Source organism: Senegalimassilia anaerobia JC110 (genome assembly GCF_000236865.1).
GTDB lineage: Bacteria > Actinomycetota > Coriobacteriia > Coriobacteriales > Eggerthellaceae > Senegalimassilia > Senegalimassilia anaerobia.
Window position 1 is genome coordinate 337521 of sequence record NZ_HE611015.1, and the last position, 26415, is coordinate 363935.

Annotated in this window: 20 protein-coding genes; 4 read left to right on the forward strand and 16 right to left on the reverse strand. The window is 63.6% G+C overall.

The genetic code is table 11. From position 1 onward, the window contains the following. The 4 genes from SFHG_RS04780 to SFHG_RS04795 form a co-directional block, all read right to left on the reverse strand. Positions 1-1062: FAD-dependent oxidoreductase (locus tag SFHG_RS04780; protein WP_202898095.1), on the reverse strand; the 1062-nt coding region annotated here is incomplete at its 3' end. A 212-nt stretch (positions 1063-1274) separates the two neighbouring features. After that, a complete protein-coding gene (locus SFHG_RS04785; protein ID WP_042434415.1) occupies positions 1275-2156 on the reverse strand; it encodes an electron transfer flavoprotein subunit alpha/FixB family protein in 882 nt (293 codons plus the stop codon). Between the two features lie 22 nt (positions 2157-2178). Continuing rightward, the gene (locus tag SFHG_RS04790; RefSeq protein WP_042434418.1) at positions 2179-2922 is read right to left on the reverse strand and encodes an adenine nucleotide alpha hydrolase family protein; all 744 of its coding nucleotides are present in this window, start codon (positions 2920-2922) and stop codon (positions 2179-2181) included. Between the two features lie 127 nt (positions 2923-3049). Next, complete coding sequence (locus SFHG_RS04795) at positions 3050-4204, reverse strand: acyl-CoA dehydrogenase family protein (protein ID WP_042434421.1); 1155 nt, start codon at positions 4202-4204, stop codon at positions 3050-3052. A gap of 377 nt (positions 4205-4581) precedes the next feature. Between SFHG_RS04795 and SFHG_RS04800 the strand changes: the two genes are divergently transcribed. Then, positions 4582-5235, forward strand: coding sequence for a TetR family transcriptional regulator (locus tag SFHG_RS04800; protein ID WP_042434423.1), 654 nt, complete (start codon positions 4582-4584; stop codon positions 5233-5235). A 153-nt stretch (positions 5236-5388) separates the two neighbouring features. On the opposite strand, the gene SFHG_RS04805 is transcribed toward SFHG_RS04800, so the two are convergent. The 6 genes from SFHG_RS04805 to ilvD all read right to left on the reverse strand — a co-directional run bounded on the left by SFHG_RS04805 (position 5389) and on the right by ilvD (position 14675). Next, positions 5389-6921 carry a 2-isopropylmalate synthase gene (locus SFHG_RS04805; RefSeq protein WP_042434426.1) on the reverse strand — a complete coding sequence of 511 codons (1533 nt, stop codon included), beginning with the start codon at positions 6919-6921 and terminating at the stop codon, positions 5389-5391. A gap of 431 nt (positions 6922-7352) precedes the next feature. Beyond that, positions 7353-8936 (reverse strand): phosphoglycerate dehydrogenase, encoded by a 1584-nt coding sequence (gene serA / locus SFHG_RS04810; protein ID WP_042434429.1) that lies wholly within the window; start codon positions 8934-8936, stop codon positions 7353-7355. A gap of 367 nt (positions 8937-9303) precedes the next feature. Beyond that, complete coding sequence (ilvC, locus tag SFHG_RS04815) at positions 9304-10311, reverse strand: ketol-acid reductoisomerase (protein WP_042434432.1); 1008 nt, start codon at positions 10309-10311, stop codon at positions 9304-9306. Positions 10312-10555: 244 nt separating this feature from the next. Then, positions 10556-11041, reverse strand: coding sequence for an acetolactate synthase small subunit (gene ilvN, locus SFHG_RS04820; protein WP_042434435.1), 486 nt, complete (start codon positions 11039-11041; stop codon positions 10556-10558). After that, positions 11038-13002 carry a biosynthetic-type acetolactate synthase large subunit gene (ilvB, locus tag SFHG_RS04825; RefSeq protein ID WP_081468937.1) on the reverse strand — a complete coding sequence of 655 codons (1965 nt, stop codon included), beginning with the start codon at positions 13000-13002 and terminating at the stop codon, positions 11038-11040. Before ilvB ends, ilvN begins: the two co-directional genes overlap by 4 nt. Further along, positions 12999-14675, reverse strand: coding sequence for a dihydroxy-acid dehydratase (gene ilvD / locus SFHG_RS04830; RefSeq protein ID WP_042434437.1), 1677 nt, complete (start codon positions 14673-14675; stop codon positions 12999-13001). Before ilvD ends, ilvB begins: the two co-directional genes overlap by 4 nt. A gap of 478 nt (positions 14676-15153) precedes the next feature. On the opposite strand from ilvD, the gene SFHG_RS04835 reads away from it, so the two are divergent. Next, complete coding sequence (locus tag SFHG_RS04835) at positions 15154-15738, forward strand: gamma carbonic anhydrase family protein (protein WP_042434441.1); 585 nt, start codon at positions 15154-15156, stop codon at positions 15736-15738. Positions 15739-15978: 240 nt separating this feature from the next. Here the strand turns inward: SFHG_RS04835 and SFHG_RS04840 are convergent, their stop codons facing one another. The 5 genes from SFHG_RS04840 to trxA all read right to left on the reverse strand — a co-directional run bounded on the left by SFHG_RS04840 (position 15979) and on the right by trxA (position 21698). Then, on the reverse strand, positions 15979-17073 hold the full coding sequence (locus tag SFHG_RS04840) for a N5-glutamine methyltransferase family protein (RefSeq protein WP_042434444.1): 1095 nt from the start codon (positions 17071-17073) through the stop codon (positions 15979-15981). A gap of 223 nt (positions 17074-17296) precedes the next feature. Beyond that, positions 17297-18355: a peptide chain release factor 1 gene (gene prfA / locus SFHG_RS04845; RefSeq protein ID WP_042435202.1), complete on the reverse strand. Its 1059-nt coding sequence runs from the start codon at positions 18353-18355 to the stop codon at positions 17297-17299. 126 nt (positions 18356-18481) lie between these two features. Next, complete coding sequence (trxB, locus tag SFHG_RS04850) at positions 18482-19537, reverse strand: thioredoxin-disulfide reductase (RefSeq protein WP_202898096.1); 1056 nt, start codon at positions 19535-19537, stop codon at positions 18482-18484. Between the two features lie 196 nt (positions 19538-19733). Further along, positions 19734-21041 (reverse strand): MATE family efflux transporter, encoded by a 1308-nt coding sequence (locus tag SFHG_RS04855; RefSeq protein ID WP_042434446.1) that lies wholly within the window; start codon positions 21039-21041, stop codon positions 19734-19736. 345 nt (positions 21042-21386) lie between these two features. Then, a complete protein-coding gene (gene trxA / locus SFHG_RS04860; protein ID WP_042434448.1) occupies positions 21387-21698 on the reverse strand; it encodes a thioredoxin in 312 nt (103 codons plus the stop codon). A 245-nt stretch (positions 21699-21943) separates the two neighbouring features. Here trxA and SFHG_RS04865 point away from each other — a divergent pair, with 245 nt between their 5' ends. Together SFHG_RS04865 and SFHG_RS04870 are read left to right on the forward strand one after the other, a co-directional pair. Continuing rightward, complete coding sequence (locus SFHG_RS04865; protein WP_081468938.1) at positions 21944-23041, forward strand: patatin-like phospholipase family protein; 1098 nt, start codon at positions 21944-21946, stop codon at positions 23039-23041. Positions 23042-23077: 36 nt separating this feature from the next. Beyond that, a complete protein-coding gene (locus SFHG_RS04870) occupies positions 23078-24724 on the forward strand; it encodes a cation:proton antiporter (protein ID WP_042434450.1) in 1647 nt (548 codons plus the stop codon). A gap of 203 nt (positions 24725-24927) precedes the next feature. On the opposite strand, the gene panF is transcribed toward SFHG_RS04870, so the two are convergent. After that, positions 24928-26415, reverse strand: coding sequence for a sodium/pantothenate symporter (panF, locus tag SFHG_RS04875; RefSeq protein WP_042434453.1), 1488 nt, complete (start codon positions 26413-26415; stop codon positions 24928-24930).

Below are 26415 nucleotides of genomic sequence, written 5' to 3' on the forward strand. Positions count from 1 at the left end.
ATCCTTGTAGGAGGCCAGGCCCGCCGCGGAGGTGTCGCCGGCGTCGATGGCGGCCACCGCCGCCTCGGCGGCCATGCGGCCGGAAGCCACGGCGAAGTCCATGCCGCGCACCTGGTAGCCCATGTTCATGCACAGGCCCGCGGTCTCGCCGGCGATCAGGCAGCCGTCGAAGACGTATTTCGGAATCATGTTGTAGCCGCCCTCGGGCACCATGTGGCCGGAGTGCTCGACCATCTTGGCGCCGCGGATGATCGGCGCCACGGCCGGGTGGTTCTTGAAGTCCTCGAGCATCTGGTAGACCGGCACCTCGTTGCGCGATCCGTCGGCGGCCAGGGAGATGGTGGCCACAAGGCCCAGGGAGATGGACTCCTTGTTGGTGTACAGGAAGCCGCCGCCGACGCTGCCCTTGGTGCAGTCGCCCACGAACAGCATGGCAGCGCCCTCGCCCTCGGGGAGCAGGAAGCGGTCCTCGATGACGTTGGCGGGAAGCTCGAAGACCTCCTTGATGCCCACGGCCATCTGATTGGCCTTGGGACGGGCGTTGCCCAGGCAGCGCTCGGAGAGCATGGAGTTGGTGCCCTCAGCCAGGATGACCACATCGGCGGTGATCTCGTCGTCGCCGGCGCGGACGCCGGTCACGCGGCCGGACTCGTCCTTGATGAGCTCCTCTACGGCGATGCCGCAGATGTACTCGGCACCGGCCTCCTCGGCCTTCTCGGCCAGCCACTGGTCGAAGGGACCGCGCAGCACGGAGTAGGAGTCCTTGCCCTCCTCGCCGAGCTCAGAGGAGGTGAAGTCGACGGTCATCTGCGAGCTCGGGTCCATCATGGCGATGCGCTCGTGGGTGATCTTGCGCTCGACGGGCGCCTCGGACTCGAAGTCGGGGAAGACCTGCTTGAGGGAGTGGGAGTAGATGCGGCCGCCGGTCATGTTCTTGGCGCCGGCGAAGTTGCCGCGCTCAACGACCAGGACGGACTTGCCGGCGGATGCGGCCACGTAAGCCGCCACGCCGCCCGCGCAGCCAGATCCCACGACGATGATGTCGAAATCAGCTTCAGCCACCATTCGTCCTTTCTAACGTGTTCTCGTCTTGGTTGATCCGCTGCAGCAGCGGATCGATCGATGATCGGCGCGAGCGCCCGGCGCCTCAGGACTGCTGACGATCGATCGGAAGGCCGAAGCCCTGCATCGATACCTGCGTCCCAATAAGACGCCCGGCGCCCGCGCAGCATCGAGAAGAAGCCCGCCCATGAAGGACGGGCTTTCAGAACCTACTACAGAGCTGCGGTCAGCGCAGGCAGGATCTCGTTGAGATCGCCGACGATGCCGAAGTCGCACTGCTTGAAGATAGGGGCGTTCTTGTCCTTGTTCACCGCAATGACGGTAGCGGAACGGTTGGCACCGACCATGTGCTGCATCTGGCCGGAGATGCCGGCTGCGATGTACAGCTTCGGGGTAACGGTGATGCCGGAAACGCCGACGTAGAGCTCGGTGGGCAGCCAGTTGACGCCCTCGGTCAGAGGACGGGAGCAGGCGATGGCGCCGCCCAGCTTGGCAGCCAGGTCGCGAGCCTTCTGCAGATCCTCCTCAGCGGCGAAGCCACGGCCAGCGGACACGACGACGTCGGCCTTGGTCGGGTCGGCAGCGGTCTTCTGACGCTCGACGTTGCCGGTGACCTTGGCGGCGCGCTCGGGGGCAACCCAGGCGACATCCTCGGCAGCGCCGGCACCGGCGGCCTTGGAAGCATCGCACACGCCGGCGGCGACGATGTAGACCTGCTTGTCGCCAGCGGACTTCTGCACGCGCTCGGCGACGCCGCCGAAGTACGTGCCGCGGCCGCCCTCGGCGGTCAGCTCGACGGTTGCGCCAGCAGCGGCGGTGCCCAGCTTGGCAGCCAGGCGGCCGGCGATGACCTTGCCGCGGCGGGTAGCCTCGACCAGGACCACGTCGGCGGCGTTAGCGACGTCGACCAGCGCGTAAGCGGCATCGTCGACCAGCGCGCCAGCCGGCACGGCAACGTTCAGGACCTTGTCGGAAGCACCCTCGACGGCGCCGCCGAAGCAAACCAGGGACACCTCGTCGGCGCCCAGCTCACGAGCACCGCCAGCCAGCTCACGGGCGACGTCTGCGTGCTCAGCGATAACCAATGCCTTCATATAAGACACCTCACCTTTCCGATTACAGAGCGGCCTTGACAGCGGCGGCCAGCTTCTCGATGGCGCCGTCGTCGGCAGCGTCGACGATCTCCTGCTTGCGGGCAACCTGCTCAGGGGCCAGGCACTCGACCGTGGTCAGAGCGGCGGCCGGGGCGTTGTCGGCGCCGGCGACGTCCATCGGCTTCTTGCCGGCGGCCAGGATGTCCTTCATGCCCGGGATGCGCGGCTCGGCGACATCGGGCGTCACGGAGATGACGGCGGGCAGCTCAACCTCGACAACCTCGGTGCAATCCTCGAGGGCGCGGGTGACGACGGCGGTGGAGCCGTTGACCTCGACCTTGCAGGCGGCGGTCACGACGGGCCAGCCGAGCTTCTCGGCCAGCTGCACGTCGACCTGCTGCAGGTAGTTATCGGCGGAACCGTCGCCGCAGATGACGGCGTCCACGTCGCCGGCCTTGGCCAGCACGTCGACCAGGGCGGCAGCCGTGGCGGCTGCATCCAGGTCGGCCAGGGCGTCATCGGCGGCCATGTACAGATGGCCCATGCCGCGAGCCATGACGTCCTTCTTGAGCTTGGAGTTGTCGATGTCCTTGCCGCCCACGGTGATGGCGACGGCCTCATCGGCCAGCTGAGCGCCCAGCTCCAGGGCGTTCTTGTCGTACTCGGAGATGGTCAGCTTCGCCTTGGAGAAGTCCAGCGTGCGGTCGCCCGCAACCTGAACGTCCTGGGCGTCGGGAACGGCCTTGAAAGCCACTGCGATCCTCATGGAATCCGTCCTTTCGTAAGACTTAAACGATACATGCAGCCCGTATAACTACGAGCGTTATGCCACGATGGGAAAACGGGGCGGCCGGCAACCGATTGCGCGGGCGCCCCGATGAAACAAGCGATGCTTATTCAGCGTACTTCTTGGCAACCTGACGGCCGGCGATGTATGCCATGACCTCATGGGTGCCGCCGCCGAACATGTTGCCGCGCATGTCGGCCCACAGGCGGCCGACGCGGACCTCGGTGGTGTAGCCCAAGCCGGCGTAGATCTGCAGGGCGGAATCGGCGACCTCCCAGCATGCCTTGCAGCCATAGCGCTTCAGCATGGCGGACTCGAGCTGGACGGGCTGATCGTTGTCCATCATCCACAGCGTCTTGTACAGCATGTTGCGGGTGTTCTGGACCTTGATCTCCATGTCGGCGAGCAGCTCCTGGATCATCTGCAGACGCGTGATCGGCTTGCCGAAGGCGATACGCTGGTTAGCGTACTTGGCGGCGTCCTCGAGAGCTGCCTGAGCCAGGCCGACCTGCTCGGCGACGATGTAGGAACGCTCGACCTCGAAGTTCTTCATGAGCATCATGAAGCCCTTGCCCGGCTCGCCCATGCGCTGATCCTCGGTGAGGACGACGTCGTCCAGATACACCTCGCAGAACGGGATGCACTGCTGGCCGATCTTGTGCAGCGGAGCGGTAGAGACGCCGGGGGTGTCCATCTTGACGAACCACAGGGACATGTTGCCGTTGTCGTGGCTGGGATCCTCGTCCTTGGCGACGACGATGGTGTAGGGCAGCTTCTCACCCATGGTCACCCAGGTCTTCTGGCCGGACAGCTTGTAGGTGCCGTCAGCCTGCTTCTTGGCGACCGTGGTCATGGAGCGGTTGTCGGAACCGGCGCCAGGCTCGGAGATGGAGAGGGAAGCGATCGGCCAGCCGGTCTCCATGTAGTGGTCCATGGCCTCCTGCTTCTGAGCCTCGGTACCGAACTCCATGATGTCGAACATGGACAGGGAGTTCTGGTACAGAATGTGCATGCAGCCGCTCTTCTGGTACAGGCGCTCGATCATCAGACCGATGGTCACGCGATCCATCGGGATTCCGCCGTACTCCTCGGGAATGCCCATCAAACCGAAACCAGCGTCGCGATAAGCCTCGGCGATCTCCTGCGGCATGCCGTGATCCTCGTACATCTTCTTCACGACGTCCTCGGTGAAGTAACGCTCGCAGAACTCATCCACGCTCTCGAGCAGCATCTGCTGCTCATCGGTCAAATTGAAGTCCATCTTCTCTCCTTGGCTCGAGTTTTGCCGGACCTCCGGGATTTGCCCGGTTTCCTTGAGCTGAACTATACGCGCTTGCAAAACAGCCGGAACCGGTCACTATCGCCTTTTTGAGTGATTTTTCGCCAATTTAGGCTGTCATAGCGAATACCTATTGAATCATGGGTTGATTGATAACTTCCGTTCATAATTTCGCTGACCTGCGGTTTCGCTGCATATTGAAAACTTTTTACTCGAAACATCGCACAGAGGTACGCTATTTCTTCATCCCCCCATTTGTTGTCCGTTGTCCATCTGATGTATACTGCAAACCAGCTAGAGAGAACGCATAAAAGGCCTATCGGCGCTTTGGCGGTTGCTTCGAAGAAAGGATGCACACCATGGGTTCGTTAGACACTATGGGGCTTTTGGGGAACTCGTTCATTGAGCTGGCAGAGCATCAGCCAATAGAGAAGATCTCGGTTTCCGACATCGTCGCAGCATCCGGGAAGAACCGCAAAACATTCTACTATCATTTCGAAAGCAAGGAGCACCTAATCCGATGGGTGTTCCGGCGCGATCTTGCCGATGTGCTGAAAGCCAATGTCGCCGACGACGACCTGCTCTTCGAGCCCGAGAGCGACGATTCCTTCTCTTCCCTGCCCTATTACGTTCATAAGAAAGTAGGCGTGCGCAGCTTGGACGGGTCGGTGTTCTTCGACATGCTGGCCGAATGCTTCCAGTATCGCCGCTCATACTATGCCAAAACGCTGCGCATGAGCGGACCCGACAGCCTGCAGGCCTACCTGTACCGCTTGTACGTCCCCGCGATGGCGGCGGATATCCGTTTCATCCTGTCGAACCGCTATCTGTCGGAGGGTAACGTCCGATTCTTGTCGGAATTCTATACAGGGGCGATCCTTTCCTACCTCCAGCATAAAGTGTGCGACCCGACTTGCGCCGATATCACCGCAGACGTGAAGCCGTTTCAGAACATCGTGCATTCCTCGCTTGAGAGCGAGATCAAAAAGCAACAGCTGCGACGCGTGCTGTGATCGGAGAGCAGCTTGACCGATCACAAGAAGCGCGAAGCGGCATGAACATACGCGATCGGCTTCTTACGCGCTGCATTCTCTAAACCGAAACGGCCTGCGAACCATTCGTTCGCAGGCCGTTTTCAATGCTATCCGATCATGGGTTGCCGCACGCTATTTCGCGTGCTCCGCCTTGTCGTTCAGAAGGCGGTTCAACGCGTTCAGGTAGGCCTTGGTGGAAGACACGACGATGTCGCCATCGGCGCCGCGGCCCGTGTACACCTCGCCGTCGGGAGCAGTGACGCGAATGGTGACCTCGCCCAAAGCGTCGATACCGCGCGTGACGGCCTGCACCGAGAACTCGGTCAGGTCATTGTCCACCTGCACGATCTTGTTAACGGCCTTGTACACGGCGTCGATGGGGCCCGTGCCGAAATCGCACGCGGTGACGACCTGGTCTGCGGGGTTGCGCAACGTGACGGTAGCCGTGGGCTTGAGCGGGAAGCCGCAGGAGATTTGCACGGACTCCAGCGAGTACAGGGCAGCCTCGTTGCGATGGCTCTCGTTCATGAGCGACTCGAGGTCCTCGTCGTAGATCTCCTTCTTCTTGTCCGCCAGATCAAGGAAGGCGTCGTACATCTTGTCGAGCTTTTCCTTGTCGAGCTCGTAGCCGAGCTCCTCTAGACGGTGTTTCAAAGCCGCATGGCCTGAACGCGCGGTGAGCACGATCTGGGACTTGCCGGCTCCGACCTCTTCCGGATCGATGATCTCGTACGTGTCGCGCTTCTTGAGCACACCGTCCTGATGGATGCCGGAGGAATGCGCGAACGCATTGGCGCCGACGATGGCCTTGTTCACCTGCACGTTGATGCCGGTGATGGACGAAACCAAGCGGGAGGCCTTGAGGAACTCGCGAGTGTTGATGTCGGTGTGGGCGTCAAGCTCCCCACCGTGCATCTTGATGCCCATGACGACCTCTTCCATGGCCGTGTTGCCGGCACGCTCGCCCAGGCCGTTGATAGTGCACTCGATCTGGGTTGCGCCGTTCTCAACGCCGGCAAGAGACAAGGCCGTGGCCATACCTAGGTCGTTGTGGCAATGCACCGAGACGGTGACGTTCTCGATGCCGCGGACGTTCTCCATGAGGTACCTGATGCGGCGGCCGAACTCGTCGGGCAAGCTGTAGCCGGTGGTATCGGGGATGTTCACGACGGTTGCGCCGGCATCGACGACGGCCTGGATGACCTTCGCCAGGAACGCATAGTCGGCACGACCGGCGTCCTCGGCATAGAACTGGACGTCCTCGACATAGCTTTTCGCATGCTTGACGGCGGCCACCGCACGCTCGATGCACTGGTCCTCGGTGATGCGGAGCTTGTCATGGATATGGCTGGGGCTAACGCCGATGCCCGTGTGGATACGCGGACGTTTGGCGTACTTCAACGCCTCCGCGGCGCGATCGATGTCCTTGGCCACGGCACGGGTCAAGCCGACGACGGTGGCGTCATCGCCAGCCAGCTCGGCGATGCGGCGGACGCTCTCGAAGTCGCCGGGGCTGGAGATGGGGAAACCCGCTTCGATGACGTCGACGTTCAAACGTAGCAGCTGACGCGCCACAACAAGCTTTTCCTCGGTGTTCATGGAAGCGCCGGGCGATTGCTCGCCGTCGCGCAGCGTTGTGTCGAAAATTGCGATCTTGCGCGTCATTTCCGTTCCTTTCGGCTCTATTTACAAAACGCAACCCATTCTAATACACCTAGCACAACGGTCGAGTTAAAACTCTGTTCAACAAGTTACCCACATGTTAAATCTTGACCGAATCGAGCAGTTGCGGAACATCCTTTCAGCGTAGAGCATGACGGGTGGGAAACGCAGAGGATTTTCGAACGGTGAAACGCGAAGGAGCATTGGGCCAACAGGATGCGGAAAAGCATCCGGAAAATGCCCTCGTATCGCAGGGCGCGATCATTGGACGAAACGCAAGCAACCCTTTTGTCGCCGGAATGCGAAGGTCCCCGGTTAACGAGACCTGAGCAAGCGTTGGCCGCCTGAACGCAAAAGCCCTTTCGACCGTCTGAACGCAAAAACGCCCGCCGCGATTTCTCGCGGCGGGCGCATAACGATATGCGGTTGCTCGGCTACAGCTTCACGTACCAGAGGTTCTTTAGGTCCTCGAGGTTCTCGCGCAGCTTGGCCAGCACGCTGTCATCGAGTTCGCCTTCGATGTTCATGTAGACGATGGCCTGACCTGCCTCGGGGTCGTTGACGATCTGCATGGTGGTGATGTTGATGCCGGCGTCGCCGAGGATGGAGCCGATGGTGCCCACGCGGCCGGGGCGGTCCTCATACTGGAAGATGAGCGCCTGCGGACCAGGGGCGATGTCAACCTTGTAGCCGAGCAGCGAGATGAGGCGCACGTGCTGATCCTCGCCGGAAAGCGTGCAGCCGATCTCGCGGCCATCGGCGACCACCGTCACCGAAGAGGAGTACGCACCGGCGGATGCGTGCGCGCCGGTGTCCACGCGGATGCCGTGGCGACGAGCGACGGCCTCGGCGTTGACGGGCGTGACCACCGTTGCCAGGTTCTTGTAGGAAAGCAGGCCCTGAAGGGTGCCAGCCATAAGGATGGTGGCATCGGCGGGAGCGGCCTTGCCGGACGCAGTGAGCGACAGGCGCTTGGGCACTTCCCTGCCCAGCTGGGCGAGCATGCTGCCCATCATCTGGCAAGCGGGCACGTACGGGCCCACGGCGTCCATAACCTCGGGCGGCACGGGCGCCATGTTGAGCGCGGTGGGCACGACGCTGCCCTCAAGGCCGGCAGCGATGTAATCGGCGATCTGCACGCCCGCGCGCCTTTGCGCCTCGTAGGTGTAAGCGCCCAGATGGGGCGTGAGGATGGCGTTGGGGAATTCATGCAGCGGGCTTTGCGTGCAGGGCTCGTCCTCGAACACGTCGATGCCCGCGGCGCCGATCTTGCCGGCCGCAAGGAAGTCGGCCAGGGAGTCGATGTTGTAGATGCCGCCGCGCGCCACGTTGACCAGGATGACGCCGTCTTTCATTGCGGCGTACTGCTCGGGGCCGAACATGCCGATGGTCTCGTCGGTCTTCGGCAGATGCACCGTGATGAAATCGGCCAGGGGAAGAAGCTCCTCCATGTTGTCGTAAAGCGCCACGCCCAGCTGCTCGGCGCGCTCGGGGCTGCAGTACGGGTCGTAGCCCACCAGGTGCATGCCGAATGCACGGGCGCGCTCGGCAACCAGGCCGCCGATGCGGCCCAGGCCGAAGATGGCCAGCGTCTTCTCATACAGCTCGCTGCCGCAGAACTTGCCGCGGGACCACTCCCCCGCATGCATGCTTGCGTTGGCCTGGGCGGTGTTGCGCGCGCAGGCCAGCATGAGGCACATGGTCTGCTCGGCGGCCGAAACGATATTGGAAGTGGGGGCATTGCACACGATGATACCGGCTTCGGTCGCAGCCTCGACGTCGACGTTGTCCACGCCCACGCCGGCACGGCCGATGATGCGCAGCTTCGAAGCCGCGGCGATGACCTCGCGCGTGACATGCGTGGCGGAGCGCACCACGAGCGCATCGTAGTCGGGGATGGCCTCGATAAGCTCATCCGTGGACATCTTCAGCTTGACATCGACCTGCAAGCCCTTTTCCGCAAGGCGGTCCAAACCGGCCTGCGCCAGCTTCTCGGTAACCAGGACCTTCTTCGTCATGCGCTATAACCACCCTTCGTGTTGTGTTCGCATATGACTTCATACTACACAACGCGCGTCGGCGCGGCGCATCCGAGATGCAAATATCCGGAGAAAGGCCGATAGTCGCGAACGAATGCGCGAAAACCGACTGCGTCGACAAACGCGCGAGGGGTGCCCTGGACAGCCAGCCGCGGCATGCGCAAGGCGCTCCGAAACCGCGGCGGCGAACGAACGCGAACGCCGCCAGCTCCTCTATAGGCTTTACCTCAGCATGGCGGCAAACAGAGAAGGGGCCGGGCAATATGCCCGGCCCCTTGAGGGAGACCGATTCACGGGATGGCAGGCACCCCGGTACGGCTACACGACCAGAACCGAAGCGTTCGGGTTATTCGGCCTCATCGGACTTGACCCAGGAGAACATGCCGCGGATCTTGGCACCGGTCTTCTCGATCTCGTGGCTGTTGATGGCCTCGCGCTGCTCGAAGAGCCACTTATGATCGTTCTTGCAATCAGCGACGAACTCGCGGGCGAAGTCGCCGTTCTGGATGCGATGCAGGATCTCCTTCATGGCCTCGCGGGACTGCTCGTTGATGACCTTCGGGCCGGCGTAGTACTCGCCGTACTCGGCGGTGTTGGAGATGGAGTAGTTCATGAAGTGGATGCCGGACTCGTACATGAGGTCGACGATCATCTTCATCTCATGGTAGCACTCGAAGTAAGCCAGCTCGGGCGGGTAACCGGCCTCGGTCAGGGTCTCGAAACCGGCCTTCACCAGCTCCACCAGACCGCCGCACAGGACGGCCTGCTCGCCGAAGAGGTCTTCCTCGGTCTCCTGGGCGAACGTGGCCTTGATGATGCCGGAACGGGCACCGCCGACGCCCCAGCAGTAGGACATGATGATATCCCAAGCGTCACCGGTGGCGTCCTGGTACACGCAGGCCAGATCCGGCACGCCGGAACCCTCGGTGTACTGACGACGAACGATATGGCCCGGGCCCTTCGGGGCGCACATGACGACGTTGACGTCCTCGGGAGCCTTGATGTAGCCGTAGTGGATGTTGAAGCCGTGGGCGAAGGCCAGGGTGTTGCCGGCCTTCAGGTGGGAAGCAATGTGCTGCTCATAGACCTCGGGCTGCAGCTCGTCGGGAACGAGGATCATGACGATGTCGCCTTCCTCGGCGGCCTGGTCCATGGTGGTGACCTTCAGACCGGCCTCTTCGGCCTTAGCCCAGCTCTTGGAACCCTCGCGCAGGCCGACGCGCACGTCGACGCCGGAATCCATGAGGTTGAGGGCATGGGCATGGCCCTGGGAGCCGTAACCGATGATGGCGACCTTCTTGCCCTGGATGATCTTCGGATCGACGTCGTTTTCGTAGTAGATCGTAACAGCCATGGTGGTAATTCCTTTCTTCTTGGCTGATGTACCTGGAAGTATAGCGTGTGCGAAATCGCATCAGCGCATGGCAGGCGGCTGCAAAGCGCATCGCCCGCATGCCGCATTCGAACCCCGACGGTTAGCGCAGCTCATCGCGCGAACTACGTGCCGGCGGACGTCCGAACATGGCACCTCGCCGATCACGGCATCGCCCACATGCGCAGCCTGCGCTGCCACAGCGTACTGCGGGAAGCCATGGCGCCTACGATTCCTTGGAGGCACGCGACATGGCGATCTTGCCGGTGCGTGTGATCTCCTTGATGCCGTATGCGCGGAACAGGTCCTCCATGCCCTTGAGCTTCGACTCGTCGCCCGTGGCCTCGATGGTGAGGCTGGAGCGGCCGACGTCGACGATCTTGGCGCGGAACACGTTGGCGATCTCGATGATCTCGTTGCGGCGGTCGGGCGCGGCGTTGACCTTGAACAGCACCAGCTCACGCTCGATGGCGGAGGTATCGGTGAGGTCGGTGATCTTGAACACGCTCACCAGCTTGTTGAGCTGCTTGGTGAGCTGCTCGTACGCCAGCTCGTCGGCCTTCACGATGATGGTGATGCGCGACATGGTGGGATCTTCGGTGGGACCGACCGACAGCGAATCGATGTTGAAACCGCGGCGGGAGACCATGCCCGTGACGCGCGAGAGCACGCCGGGCTTGTTCTCAACCAAAACGGACAGGATGTGCTTCATCGGGACTCCCCTTCCACGTCCGCGTCCTCGGGCTGCTCGCCCTCGCGCGGCCCTTTGTCTTCGGGATCGCTTTCCCATCGGCCGCCGAACTGCGCATCGATCTTAGCGCAGGGGCTTTTCTCCGGCTCGGGCGCAGGCGCCGGCTGGCCGGGCACGTCGGTGCGCACCGCGCCGACGGCCACGTCGATGGCGCCGAGCACGTCGGACATCGCCGCGCCGGGGGCCACCATCGGGAACACGTTCTGGTCGTCGGGGATGGCCACGTCGAGCAGGAAGGGGCCCTCGCAGGCGAGCATCTCGTCAAGCGCGGCGTCGACCTCCTCGGGGGCGGTGATGCGGCGGGACTTCCAGCTGTAGGCATCGGCCAGCTTGCAGAAGTCGGGGTTGGCCGACAGCTCCGTGAAGCTATAACGCTCGTTGTAGAACAGCTTCTGCCACTGATGCACCATGCCAAGAGCGCGGTTGTCCAGGATGAGCACCTTCACCGGCACGCCGTTGATGGCGGCCGTGGCCATCTCCTGGGAGTTCATCTGGAACGATCCGTCGCCGGCGACGCAGACCACCTGGTCGTCCGGGCAGCCGAAGGCAGCGCCGATGGCCGCCGGGAAGCCGAAGCCCATGGTGCCCAGGCCACCGGAGGAGATGAACGTGCGCGGCTTCTCGCGGTCGATGAACTGCGCAGCCCACATCTGATGCTGGCCGACCTCGGTCACCACGATGGAATGCTTAGGGTCGAGCTTGCGCGAGAGCTTCTGCATGACCGTCTCAGGCACGATGCGACCGGGGTCTTCCACCAAATCGGAGTGGTAGAACGGGAAGCGACGACGCCACTCGGCGATCTGGGCGAGCCAAGGTGCGGTGATGGGCTTGGCGCCGGCCTTGGACACCGCCTCGTTGATGCCGGCGAGCACGCCGCGAAGGTCGCCGACGATGGGGATCTGCACCTTGCGGATCTTGCCGATCTCGGCAGGGTCGATGTCGATGTGGATGACGTCGGCATGCGGGGCAAACTCGGAGAGCTTGCCCGTCACGCGATCGGAGAAGCGCGCACCGCATGCGATGATGAGGTCGGACTCGGTCATGGCGAGGTTGGCGTACTTCGAGCCATGCATGCCCACGGGACCGATGTTGAGCGGGTTGGAAGCAGGGAACGCTCCCTTGCCCATAAGCGTGGTGACCACGGGCAGCTGCAGCGCGTTGGCCAGCTCGACCAGCTCATCGGCGGCACCGGAGCTGATCACGCCGCCGCCGACGTAGAGCACGGGGCGCTCGGCGCGCTGGATGCGCTGGACCGCCGCGCGGATCTGCTTGGCGTTGCCGCGATAGGTGGGGCGATACGAGGGCAGGTTGACCTTATCGGGATAGTTGAACACCATCTTCTCCGACAGGATATCGGAGGGAATGTCGATCAGCACCGGGCCGGGACGGCCGGATGCGGCGATATGGAACGCCTCGCGGAAGGTGGACGTCAGCTCATCGGTGGACTGCAACAGGAAGGAGTGCTTGACCACGGGCATGGTGATTCCCACGATGTCGGACTCCTGGAAGCTGTCGGTGCCGATGACGCCGCGGGGCACCTGGCCGGTGATGACCACGAGCGGAACACTGTCCATATAGGCGGTTGCGATGCCGGTAACGGTGTTGGTGGCGCCGGGGCCGGAGGTGACGATGACCACGCCGACGTTGCCCGTGGCGCGCGCATAGCCATCGGCCTCGTGCACCGCGCCCTGCTCGTGACGCGAGAGCACATGGTGTAGCTGCTTGCTGTCGTAGAGCGCGTCGTAGATCTTGATGGCCTGGCCGCCCGGATAGCCGAAGACCAGGTCGACGCCCTCGGCCTCGAGCGAGGCCACCACGGCCTGCGCGCCGATCATCTCTTCGCCCTGTTTGGGGTTTTTGCTGCCCAGACCGCGGGGCTGGCCTGCGGTGGACGCGTGCTTATCGTGCTTGCGTTCGCTCATGACACATACGCTCCCTTGTCTGCGGAGGAAACCAGCTTGGCGTACTTGGCCAGCACGCCGTGGTTATGCTTGGGCGCCGGCGCGACGAAGGCCGCACGGCGGGCAGCCAGCTCGTCATCATCGACGTGCAGCGTGATGGCGCCGCCCTCGATGTCGACGGTGATCCGGTCGCCGTCCTGAATCAGCGCGATCGGGCCGCCGGCTGCGGCCTCGGGGCTGATGTGGCCGACGCACGGGCCCTTGGAGGCGCCGGAGAAGCGGCCGTCGGTGAGCAGGGCCACCGACTTGGAAAGGCCCATGCCCACGATGGCGCTGGTGGGCATGAGCATCTCGCGCATGCCCGGGCCGCCGGCGGGACCTTCATAGCGGATGACCACTACGTCGCCGGGGTTGATCTTACCGGCGAAGATGGCCTCGCATGCCTGCTCCTCGGAGTCAAAGCAGCGGGCAGGGCCGGTATGCGTGAGCATGGACGGGTCGACCGCCGACTTCTTCACGATGCCGCCGTTGGGGGCCACGTTGCCGTGGAGCACGCGCAGGGCGCCCACCTTGGAGAAGGGGTTGTCGTACGTGCGGCACACCTCGCCGTCAGCGGGCTTGGTGCAGTTAGCCAGGTACTCGTCCATGGTGCCCATGACCGTGAGCGCGCTGCGGTCGAGCAGGCCGGCTTCGCCCAGCTCGTGCATGACCACCGGCACGCCGCCGACGACATACAGGTCGATGAGCGGACGCGGGCCGGAAGGCTGCAGCTTCACCAGGTGCGGGGTGCGCGCGCTTGCGGCGTCCCAATCGTCCATGGTGATGGGATGGCCCGCCTCCTGGGCGATGGCGGTGAGGTGCAGCACCGTGTTCGTGGAACCGCCGAAGGCCATATCGCATTCCATGGCGTTATGGATGGCGGCCTCCGTGATGATGTCCTTGATGCAGATGCCCTTCTCCAGAAGCTCCATGACCTTCATGCCGGCATGCTTGGCAAGACGCAGGCGCTCGGAGTACACGGCGGGGATGGTGCCGTTGCCGGGAAGCGCGATGCCCAGGGCCTCGCACAGGCAGTTCATGGAGTTGGCAGTGAACATGCCGGAGCAGGATCCGCAGGTGGGGCACGCGGTGTCCTCGAAGTACTTGAGCTCCTCTTCGGTCATGGTGCCGGCGGCAACCTGGCCGGCGCCGTCGAAGAGCGTGTTCAGGTCGGTGGTGACGCCCTGCGAGCACCCGGGCTGATGGCCGGGGAGCATGGGACCGCCGGAGACGAACACCGTGGGGATGTTCACGCGCAACGCGCCGAGCAGCATGCCGGGGACGATCTTGTCGCAGTTGGGGATGCACACGGCCGCATCGAAGGCATGGCCCTGGACGGCGCACTCGAAGCTGTCGGCGATGGCTTCGCGCGACACGAGCGAGTAGTGCATGCCGTCGTGGTTCATGGCGATGCCGTCGCACACGCCGATGGTGGAGATCTCAAACGGCACGCCGCCGGCCATGTAGATGCCGGCCTTCACGGCTTCGCAGATCTTATCGAGGTTGTTGTGACCGGGGATGATGTCGTTGCGGGAGTTGAACACCGCGACAAGCGGGCGCTTCAGCTCCTCGTCGGTCAGGCCGTCGGCCTTGAGCAGGCTGCGGTGAGGGGCGCGCGGAATGCCGCATCTGACGGCGTCGCTGCGAAGTTGCATGCCAATCCTTCTTCCTTCTTCTGCCCTTGTGGGGCATAAAAAAAATCCTGCTGCAAGCAACCTGCACCAGGACCTCAAAAGAGAAGGCATACGCATGAACGCATATGCGACGCATAACGGAGTCACCGGTTCAGATTACTTGCACCGGCCTTGCGCGAATGTTCCTCGCCTGGGGCCGAGCGTTCGTCAGAACTGCTCGGAGGGGTGTTCAAGCCCGCCCAACACCGGCTTGCAGCAACCGCCGGCTTTCTTGAAGATGGGTTCGTCTCTACTATCCTCGTCAACGCATTTCGTTTATGAACTTGTGGCCGTTAGTATAGCGCCGACCCTGAGGATGGCAACCGTTTCTCATCAATTATTTTCAAAATGCGGACGAAGCGTCGAAATTGACCGGATTGCGGCACGTCGAACGTGCGAAGATGCAGGTAACAGGGACGGACTCGCCGCCCAAGCCGAAAGCCGCACAAGGAGGCCTCGCATGAACAGCCATGAGAACCTGGTACCCGCCGAAGGGTATCGCCACGTGAAAATGCATCCCGAGGCGCGAGTAGCGCTGAACGCCACCGTTATCGGCGACGTCGAGCTGGCGCGCGACGCCACCGTGCTACCCGAGGCCGCGATCCGAGCCGATTACGGCGAACGGATCGTCATCGGCGAGGGCAGCGACGTGCAGGAGGGATGCAGCCTGCACGTCGACGCGGGTTTCCCGCTGACGGTAGGCCGCAACGTGATCATCGGCCACAACGCCACCGTGCACGGGTGCACCGTCGAGGACGGCGTGCTCATCGGCATGGGGGCCATCGTGATGAACGGCGTGCACGTGGGCAAGGAGGCGCTCATCGGGGCCGGGGCGCTGGTGCCCGAGGGCCGCGAGGTGCCGCCCCGGGCCGTCATGGTGGGCGTTCCCGCCAAGCAGATCCGCACGCTCACCGACGAGGAGGTTGCCCAGAACGCCGCCGATGCAGCCCTGTACGTGGAGATCGGAAAGCAGATGGAGCGCGACGGCATCGCGGCCGCCGGAGCGAACATGCCGCGAAACATCCCCGCCATCGGCATCGAGTAAACAGCCTGACATCCCAGCAGCGCGCGTGTGGGCGAACAGAGGCACGGAGGCGTGCTCTCATTGCGAACGCACCTCCGTGCCCCATTCACCTAGGGGTCGAATAATCCGCCCCCCGTTCACCCACCCCCCGTTCAAACGCAGTACGGCCTCGTTTCCCAGTCCGGGAAACGAGGCCGTTTCGTTCGGTGCTTCAAGCGATTTGCGGCACTTCAAGTTGTTCAGCAGAATGCGGTTACCGGTTTACACCGGCTTGACGCCTGTGAGCACGCGAGGCCTGCCGGCCAGGTCGTCGACGATGCGCACCTGATGAAAACCCGCTTGCCGCGCCAACTCCGCCGCAGCATCAAGGCAAGTCTCGTGCAGCTCGAAGGCGAAACCGCCCCCGGGGCGAAGCGCCGCCGCCGTCCAAGGCAGCAGACGGCGAAGGATATCGTTGCCGTCGGCGCCGCCGTCCAAGGCGAGCGCGGGTTCGAAATCGGCCACTTCCCGAGGTATCTCGGCAAGCACCGCCGTGGGAACATAGGGAGGGTTGGATACCACTAAATCGAGCCGGCCCATAGCGGCGGCGGGCACCGGCGACCCAAGGTCGCCCTGCTCGATGCGAACGCGGTCGGAAAGCCCCAACTCGGCGGCGTTGTCCTTAGCAAGCGCCACCGCCTCGGGCACGATATCGGTTGCGATGACGCGGGTATCAGGACGCTCGTAGGCCACCGAGCACGCGATGCACCCGCTTCCCGTGCAGATATCGGCGACCAGCAAGGGTCGGGGCTTTGCGACCGCGGAACCATCGGGGCGATCGCAGCCATCGCCGTTGCCTTGATCTTGCTGAGCATCCAAGTAAGCGCTAATGGCTTGCTGGGAGCGCTTCAATGTCTCCGACGCGTCGACGTCCGAGCCGTCCTGCGCAGCCTCGGCCGCAGCTGCCTCGGCAGCGATGAGCGCATCGCCTTCCCAAGCGTCGATGGTGCTGTCAAGCGCAACGCGCCGGTGCGCCGCGGGCAGAAGCGAGAGCGCCTCGCTGACGAGCACCTCGGTTTCGGGGCGCGGGATGAGCACGCCCGGGCGCACCTTCACCTGGATGTGCCTGAAAGCCGCGTACCCGGTGATGTACTGCAACGGCTCGCCCTTGCCGCGACGCGTGACGTAGCCGCGCAGGATATCGCGCTCCTCAAGGGACAAGGGGCGATCGAAGCTGACATAGAGCTGGATGCGGGACATGTCGCAAGCCTCCGACAGCAGCCACTCGGCCGAAAGGCGCGGATTCTCGTCGCCTTTGCGCTCAAGATAGCCGACCGTCCAATCGAGCGCGGCCTTGATCGTCCACATATCGCCCATGTTCCGTTTCCTTCGCCTTCCATCGAGCCCATGCCCGCTCCGCCCGCAAACAAACGCCTGCGACGCGAAGCCATATCCGCAAGGCCGGCAATCAAACCGACCAGCGCAAAACAACGCCGAAGGCGCGACACCGTTGCTGCGGTGGCGCGCCTTCGGCGATCGACGCATCGCGGCACGGTACATCCGCACCGCGATGCGATTACCCCTGATGGGATTTCCCGACCTACACGGCCTCTTCGAGCTTCTGAGCGCGATCGGCGGCCTGAAGCGCGGCGATGACGTCGTCAAGGCCGTCGCCCTGCAGCACGCTGGTGTAGGTGGAGTTGAAGCCGATGCGGTGATCGGTCACGCGGTCCTGCGGGCCGTTGTAGGTGCGGATCTTCTCCGAACGGTCGCCCGAGCCGATCTGAGCCAGGCGCTTGGCGCCTTCAGCGGCCTGCTGCTCGGCGAGCATCTTCTCGTACAGGCGGGCGCGCAGAACGGCCATTGCGGCGATCTTGTTCTGCAGCTGGGACTTCTGGTCCTGGGACTGCACGACCAAACCCGACGGAAGGTGCGTGATGCGCACGGCGGAGTCGGTGGTGTTGACGCACTGGCCGCCCGGGCCACCGGCGCGGTACACATCGATGCGCAGGTCGTTCTCGTTGATGTCGACCTCGACCTCGTCGGCCTCAGGCAGCACCGCCACCGTTGCGGTGGAGGTGTGGATGCGGCCCTGGGACTCGGTCTTGGGAACGCGCTGCACGCGGTGGACGCCGGACTCGAACTTCATGACCGAGTACACCTTGTCGCCCTTGACCTTGAACTGGACCTCCTTGTAACCGCCCGCATCGGAGGGGCTGACGTCCATGAGCTCGATCTTCCACTTGCGCGAGGAGCAGAAGCGCTCGTACATCTTGAACAGGTCGCCCGCGAAGATGGCGGCCTCATCGCCGCCGGCCGCGGCGCGGATCTCCACGATGATGTCCTTCTCGTCGGCCGGATCGGAGGGGATGAGCAGGAACTTGATGTCCTCTTCCAAGCTGGGAAGCTTGGCCTCTGCGGCGGAGATGGTCTCCTGCGCGAACTCCTTCATGTCGGGGTCGCCGAGCATCTCCTTGGCCTCGTCGATGTCGGTGCAGGCCTGCAGGTACTCGCGGGACTTCTCCACCAGCTCGCCCTGGTCGGAGTATTCCTTTGCCAGCTTGTTGTATTCCTTCTGATCGGCAAGCACGGCAGGGTCGCTCATCTTGGCCTGCAGCTCCTCGTAGGCCTTGATGATCTTCTCCAGCTTGTCGCGCATTTCGCTATCTTGCATGGTCGGTGCATCCTTCGTCATATGTTGCCGGTGGCCGCGGACGGACCCGCGGCATGGGCCCTGCGCGCGCGTTAAACGAGGGCAGGGCCGTTGTCGAACCGTAAAATCTTATCAGATTGCGACATGGTTTGCAGCCTGCTCCGCACAGACTGCACCATCGGACACCGCCGTGACCACTTGGCGAAGGGCTTTCGCCCGCACATCGCCTGCCGCGAACACGCCGGGGATGGGGGTTTCCCCTGTTTCGGAGGCCGCGATGTAGCCGCCCGCGTCAAGGGGCAAGGCGCCTGCGAGGAACTCGGTGTTGGGCTGCGTGCCCACCGCCACGAACACGCCGTCGACGGGCACGGTTTCCAAGGCGCCGTCGCTTAGATGCTCGACCTGCGCGGAAACCAGCTTGCCCTCCTCGCCGTGCAAGGCGCGCACCTCGGTGCTCCACATGAAGGAGACGTTTTCAAGTTTCGCCAGCTGGTCGTGATAAACGGGCGTTGCGCGCAGCTTGTCGCGGCGATGCACGAGGATGACGCGCTCGGCCAGCCGCGAAAGGTAGATGGCATCGGCCGCGGCGGTGTTGCCGCCGCCGACCACCATGACGGTCTTCCCGCGGAAGAAGCTGCCGTCGCAGGTGGCGCAATACGAAACGCCGCGCCCCGTGAGCTGCGCCTCGCCGGGCACGCCGAGCTTGCGCGGACGGGCTCCCGTGGCCACGATGACGCTTCGGGCGCTGTAGGACCCGTATGGCGTACGCAGCTGCTTCACCGGCAACGCCAGGTCGAGCGAGGAGACCCCCTCGTTGATGATCTGCACGCCGAAGCGTTCGGCCTGCTCCTTCATGGACCATGCAAGCTCAAAGCCGCCGGCTCCTTCCGAAAACCCCGGGTAGTTCTCGATGCGCTCGGTTTGCGCGAGCTGCCCGCCGGGCGAGAGCTGCTCGAACACCGCGGTGCGCAAGCCCGCGCGCGCGGCGTACAAGCCCGCGGTCAAACCCGCCGGGCCTGCGCCGATAACGGCGACGTCGAAGGTTTCGCCGCCGTTCGCCTCTGACGCGACCGCGCCGCCGGGCGCAGCAGAATCGCCAGGTGCGACCAGGGCATCAGTCGCAACCGAGGCGCCGGACGCAATCGGCAGTCCGGATCCGCCCTGCATGTCGATCGATTTGCTGTTCATAGGTATCCCCCATATCCGCGGCCCGAAGCCGCGTTCGCTGTATGTCTTGCGCTCAGTATAGGGGCTCAAGCGGCCTTTCGCGATATTGTTACTATGTCGGTACCATTTCTACAGACAGAAAGCGGCCCTGCGCGATGGCGACATCGCGCTGCGGCGGATGCTGCGGAAACCCCGGCGCGCCAGGTCCTTCCCTTCCCTATTCCTTCTGCGCCTTATGGCGGCGATACAGCAGGGTGCCGGCGATGACGCACAGCAGCATCTGCAGCACCGTGGGCGAGAACCAGATGCCATCCACCTGGAACAGCAGGCCCATGATGAACACCACGACGCACACGATGATGGACTCGGCGACGACAAGCGTGTTCGAAGAACGCGAATCGTCGACCGCGTAAAAATACGAGGTGGTGGTATGCGTGAAGCCGTAGAAGATGTAGCAGATTGAGAACACCGGCAGCGCATACGCGATGACCGGCTTCACGATATCCGAGGCGCCGAACAGCAGCGGGATGGCATTGCGCACCGCGAACATGATGCCAAGGCCCACGAAGCCGAACGTGATGGCCACCAGATAGTTGGTGTTGCGCAGCCTTCGCACCGCGTCGGCATCGCCGGCGCCGCGATAGACGCTGATGAGAGGCTGGCTGCCGTCGCCGACGCTTTGAATCATGATCTGCACGAAGAAGGCCACATAGGCGATGACGGCATACGCAGCCAGCGCCGTCTCGCCGCCATAGTAGGAAAGCGAGATATTGTTGACGACCGTTGACACCTCGGGGAGCAGCGTCAAGCCGAACGGCGCCGCGCCGAGCTTGAGGATGTGCGCGCAAATGGAGCCGTCAGGGAGAAGATCGCGCAGCGGGACGCGGTTATCCCGGTGCAGGAAGAACCCGAGCACGAACAGGAAGGCGACCGCTTGGGAAACCACCGTCGCTTCGGCGGCGCCTGCCGTTCCGCGGCCCCACACCATGACGAACAGGTAATCGAGCACCACGTTCACCAAACCCGCGAAGATCTGCACGCACATGGCGAATGCCACCATGCCCTTGTTGCGGATCAGCGGCGTGCAGCCCGTGACCAGCACCTGGAACGGCGCGCCGAGGGCGATGACCTTCAGGTAGCAGACCGCCTGCGAAAGCGTTTCGCCTTGGCCTCCCAGCACCCGGCACAGCTGCTCGGCGAACAGGGAATACAGCGCCAAGATGGGGATCGAGGCCACCACGAGCATGAACAAGGTGACGCCGACGATGCGCTGCGAGCGCTCCGCCTCGCCCTTGCCGCGGGCGATGGAGCTGATCACGCCGCCACCCATGCCAAGGCCCGTTCCCGCCGCCAGGATAAGGCACACGAGCGGGTATGCCACGTTGACGCCCGCAAGCCCGGCGTCGCCGACGGCATGGCCGACGAAGACGCCGTCGATGACGCCGTAGATGCCCGCCATCGTGAACGTGAGCATGGTGGGCAGGATGTACTTCAGGTACTCGGGGACCATCGAGCGCGTGATCACGCGTTTCCTCCTGTCTTGGGACCCAGAACCGGTGAACCGGGAAAGGGCCGGGGTGCCTGTCGACAAGCACTGCCGTGCGAGCCTCCCCCCGCACGAAGGGCATGACGCGCACGGCAGGTCTTCGCCGCTATCGCAAACGAAGGCGCCGTCCCATTCGGGGCGACGCCTTTCGCTTGATTTCCGGCGGAGATGATATCACAGGGTTATGGAGACCCTTTGGGCACGAGACTTGTTGGCCCCAGTTTGCTCTTCCACCGGTTCGGGTTGGAGATAGCTCGATCGGAGCATGCGCGGCATGCCCGCAAGCTTCGCGGCATGCCTGCGGGCGACACGTTGAGCAAGGCCTTACATACCGAGCAGGCCCATGATGGCGGGCTTAGGCTGCACGCCCACGACCTGGTTCACCAGCTTGCCGTCCTTGAACACCGCAAGCGTGGGCACGCTCATGACGCCGAAGCGCTGCGCCAGATCGGGGCTGGCGTCGATGTCGACCTTGACCACCTTGGCGCGGCCGGCGACCTCTGCGGCAACCTGGTCGAGCGTGGGGGCGAGCATCTTGCACGGCCCGCACCACGTTGCGAAGAAATCTACGAGCACGGGAACGTCGGCGCCTTCCACTTCGGCGGCGAACTGGGCAGAAGAGATGATCTGGGACATGATGGACCTCCTTGGTCGCTCCGGGGCCAGCGGACTAACCGGTCTGCCGCCCCACCTGTTTCATGCCCCGATTATAACCATCGCAGCCGCCGAAGGAAGGGCTTCGACGCCTTCGTCATATATTTGTTACTGTTTTAGTACCATTGCGATAGAAGGCGTTACGAAACGGTGACGCTGTGAAGGTATGGGGAGGTGCACGGGCGCTCGGGCTATACTTGAAGCGGAACACGAGAAAGGCCGCACCCATGAACGAAACGCTCCGCTCCGAACAACATAACGCCGCCGAACGCGCCGTCCCGCCACACCCCGAGCACGCAGCCGAAGCCGAGGACGCGAAGCAGGGAAACCCGCTCTTTTCCGAAGAGCGCCGCACGCCCGAATGCGCCAGCTCGGCAAAGCCCGAAAGCGCATCCGACGCCGAGGACGCACGCCAAGCGAACCCGGCCTCTTCCCCTTTCGCCTCGAAACCTGCTTGGGAAGGAAAGGAAACCGTGCCCGTGAACCTGGTGCTCGAAGGCGGAGCCATGCGCGGGCAGTTCACCGCCGGCGTGCTCGATTACTTCTTGGAGCACGGCCTGTTCTGCGATCGGGTGATCGGCGTGTCGGCCGGCGCGCTGAACGGATACTGCTATGTATCGGGCGAAATCGGGCGAACGTGCTTCCTTAATATGAAGTACTGCAACGACCCGCGTTACCTTTCCATGAAAAGCTTCGTGCATACCGGCAACGCCTGTGGAAGGGAGTTCGCCTTCCACGAGGTGCCGGAAAAGCTCGATCCTTTCGACTTCCAGGCGTTCGCGAACAGCCCCATCACGCTGACGGCCGTATCGAGCGACCTTGAGCTCGGCGAGGCCGACTACCATGCCGTGCGCGACCTTGGCCGCGATGCCGACCTTCCCTATTTGATCGCATCGTCGTCGATGCCGCTGGTCAGCCAAATCGTCGAGGTGGACGGCAAGAAGCTGCTCGACGGCGGTACCTGCGACAGCGTCCCGATCACGTACAGCCTGCTGACGGGGCGCAAAAAGCACATCGTGGTGCTCACGCAGGACGCAAACTACGAGAAAGGGCCCAACAAGCTGATGCCGGTGCTCTCGCAGATGTACGCCGACTTCCCGCACTATCTTGAGCGCCTGCGCTATCGCCACGTCGAGTACAACCGCACCTACCGCCAAGTGGCGCGCATGCACGAGGCGGGCGAGGTATTTGCCATACAGCCTCAGCGCCCCGTTGAGGTGCGCAGCATGGAACACGACCAGGACAAGCTGCTCGACCTGTACGCGCAAGGGTACGCCGAGGCAGCGCGCACCTGGGACGATCTGCAGGAATATCTGGCGAAATAACCGCCTGACACCTCACACCCCTCCGAAGGAAGCAACATGCCAACCGATTTCATCTCGCTTTTCACCGCATGTCTGATCGCCGCATGCGCGCCCATCATCGCGCGCATCATCCCGCGCGGGCTGGTCCCGGAGACCGTCATCTTGCTGTTGGCGGGCGCCCTGCTCGGCCCGCATATGGCCGGCCTGATCGAGCTGACCGACTCCATGAACATGATCTCCGAGCTTGGCTTGGCGTTTCTGTTCCTGCTGGCAGGCTACGAGATCGACCCCAGGAGCCTATCGGGCTCGCAAGGCAAGAAGGGCCTTGCCACCTGGGCCGTTTCCATGGTGCTTGCGTGTACGGCGGTATACTTCTCCCCTAGCTTCTCCCTGAGCCACATCGATGGGCTTGCCATCGCCATCGCCCTGACCACTACGGCGCTCGGTACGCTCATGCCCATCCTGAAGGAACGCAAGCTGGAAGGCACGCAGGTGGGCAACGGCATCCTGGCGTTCGGCACCTGGGGCGAGCTATGCCCCGTGCTTGCCATGGCGCTGCTGCTTTCCGCCCGTAAAACCTGGCAGACCCTGCTGATCCTGGCGTTGTTCGGCGTGCTATGCGTGGTGATGGCCGTGGTGCCGTCGAAGGCGCGCAAAGCAGGCCACGGCGTGTACGGCTTTTTGCATCGTAGGCGCAACTCGACCTCGCAGACGTTCGTCCGCGTGACGGTGGTGCTGCTCATCGGACTGGTCACCGTTTCAGCGGTATTCGACTTGGACATCGTGCTCGGCGCGTTCGCCGCCGGCTTCGTGCTGCGCTACATCATCCCCGAAGGCGACCATGAGCTGGAATCGAAGCTCGATGCCATCGGCTACGGCTTCCTCACGCCCGTCTTCTTCGTGGTGTCCGGCGCGAAGATCGACCTAGCGGGCGTGGGCGCGCAGCCGGGGCTTTTGATCACGTTCATCTGCGCGCTGCTGCTCGTGCGCGCCGTGCCCATCGTGGTCGCGCTGTCCATGGGCCGCGACGCTAAGGCGCTGTCCATGCACAACCGCATCACCGTGGCGCTATACTGCACCACGGCGCTTCCCATCATCGTCGCCGTGACCAGCCTGGCCGTGAAATCCGGCGCCATGGCCCAGGACACCGCCGGCGTGCTGGTGGCGGCAGGCGCCATCACCGTGTTCCTCATGCCGCTTCTGGCATCGCTCACCTACCGCGTGGTGGACGCGAAACCGATTGAAGCCGTGCAGGAAATCGTGGAGAATCCCCAGGATATCCGGGCCATCCTGCACGAGCACTTGGAGCTGGAGCGCATGATGGCGCGTCAGGAGATAGCAGCGCGCATGGCCGCGAAAGCGCGCCGGGACGCCGGCGAAGAGGCGGCTTGGGAAGACGTCGCCTTCGCGCTGCAGCGCCAAAGCCACCGCAAGCGTGCCATGGACGAGATGCTCGATTTCGCCCGACGCGAGTATGCCGCGCATGAGGATGACCTGAAGGAGCTCGGCGAGAAGGCGGATATAACGCGCCAGGCTGCCGCCGAACGCACTGCGAAAGCCGCGAAAGCGTTCGCGCAGCACCTCAAGGATGGCGACTGGGAGGAAGAGCGCCGCATCGCCGAGCGCGCCGTGCGCGAGTACCGCCGCCACATGCACGAGCTGGGCAAGCGCATAGACGATTGCCATCTAGACGACGGCAAGTAACGACCGCAGGCGCCTGCGGCGGTGTCGCCGGCGCCTGCGGTGTCTGCGGCGTCGGCGTCCGGCCAAATCGTAAGGCCGCAAACCGATCCGAGCGGCCTGAACCATGCAGCAAAACGCCTCCCGCCTCCCTGGCGAGCGCGATACCGGGGATGCGGGAGGCGTTCGTGGTTCGGCGCCCTTAGCGCCGCTAGGCGCTTGTCAAGCTATTCCGGGAAGAACACCTGGTCGATGCGCTGCCGTTCGGCTTGCGGACGTTTCTCGATAAGGCTGCCCACCACCATGAGCACGCCCGCCACGGTGATGCCGACGACGATCTGATGCAGCCCCATCACCTTGAACCCGAGCGCCATGCACGCGCAATACGCCGCCGTGCCGCCGACCATGGACAGCAAGGCGCCCAGCTTGCCGGCGCGCTTCCAGAACAGGCCGCACACCATCACCCAGAAAAACGCCGTCTCCAAGCCGCCGAAGGCGAACATGTTGATCTTCCAGATGACGTCGGGCGGCACCACGGCCAAGGCGAATACGATGGCGCCGACGCACAGCGTGACCGCCTGCGAGCCGCGGGAGATGCCGCGCTCGGAAGGCTGCACGCCGCGAGCCTCGCAGCTGTGCAGGTACACATCCTTGATGATGGCCGAAGACGAAGCGATCAACAGCGACGACACCGTGGAGATGGAAGCCGCGATAGGGCCGATGATGGCCACACCCGCCGCCCAGGACGGCAGCGTCTGCGCGATGGCGCGCGGGATGATGTTATCCACGCTTGAACCGTAATCGGCAAGGCTGCCCGTCAACACGCCGGCCGACAGCACGCCGAGCGCCGTAACGCCGATCATCATAAGGCCGATGATCACGGTGCCGGTGATCATGGCGCCGTGAAGGGCCTTCGTGTCCTTGAAGCCCATGCAGCGCACCATGGATTGCGGCAGAACGAAGGTGAACACGCCCACGAGCAGCCACTGCGTGAAGTACAGCGTGCCCGGCATGGCCCCGCCGCTGAAAGGTTCGAGCATGGCGGGATGGTTCGCCTTGATGGTGTCCATGATGTTCTCATACCCGCCGCCTGCGGTCAGAATGCCGGCAGCGAGCACGGCGATGCCCACGAGCATGATGATGCCGCACAGCGCGTCGGTAAACGCCACGCCGCGGAAACCGCCGATGGTGGTGAACAGGATGACCGCCGCGCCGAAGAGCACGAGGCCGACCATGTATGAATAACCAGTGACCGCCTCGAAGAGCTTCGCGCCGCCCACGAACTGGGCGACCATGGTGGCGGCGAAGAACAACACCACGATGACGGCGCTGATGTTGGCAAGGGCGTTGGAGCCATAACGAGCGCGCACGACGTCGATGACGGTGACCGCGTCGAGCTTGCGCGCCACAAGCGCCAGTTTCTTGCCCATGATGCCGTAGAGCAGCACGAGCGCCGTGACCTGCACGACGGCCATGTAGACCCAGCCCCAGCCGATCATCCACGCCTGCCCGGGACCGCCCACGAAGCTGCTGACCGAGCCGTACGTGGCGATGGTGGTCATGGCGAGCACGAAGCCGCCGAGCGTGCGGTTGCCGATGAAGTATTCCTTGACGAAGCCGCCTTCGCCTGCGCTGCGCCGCCGTGCGACGAAGCTGATGCCGAGCGCCACGGCCAGGAACAGGACAAGCGGGATAAGCGCCACGAAGTTGCCCAT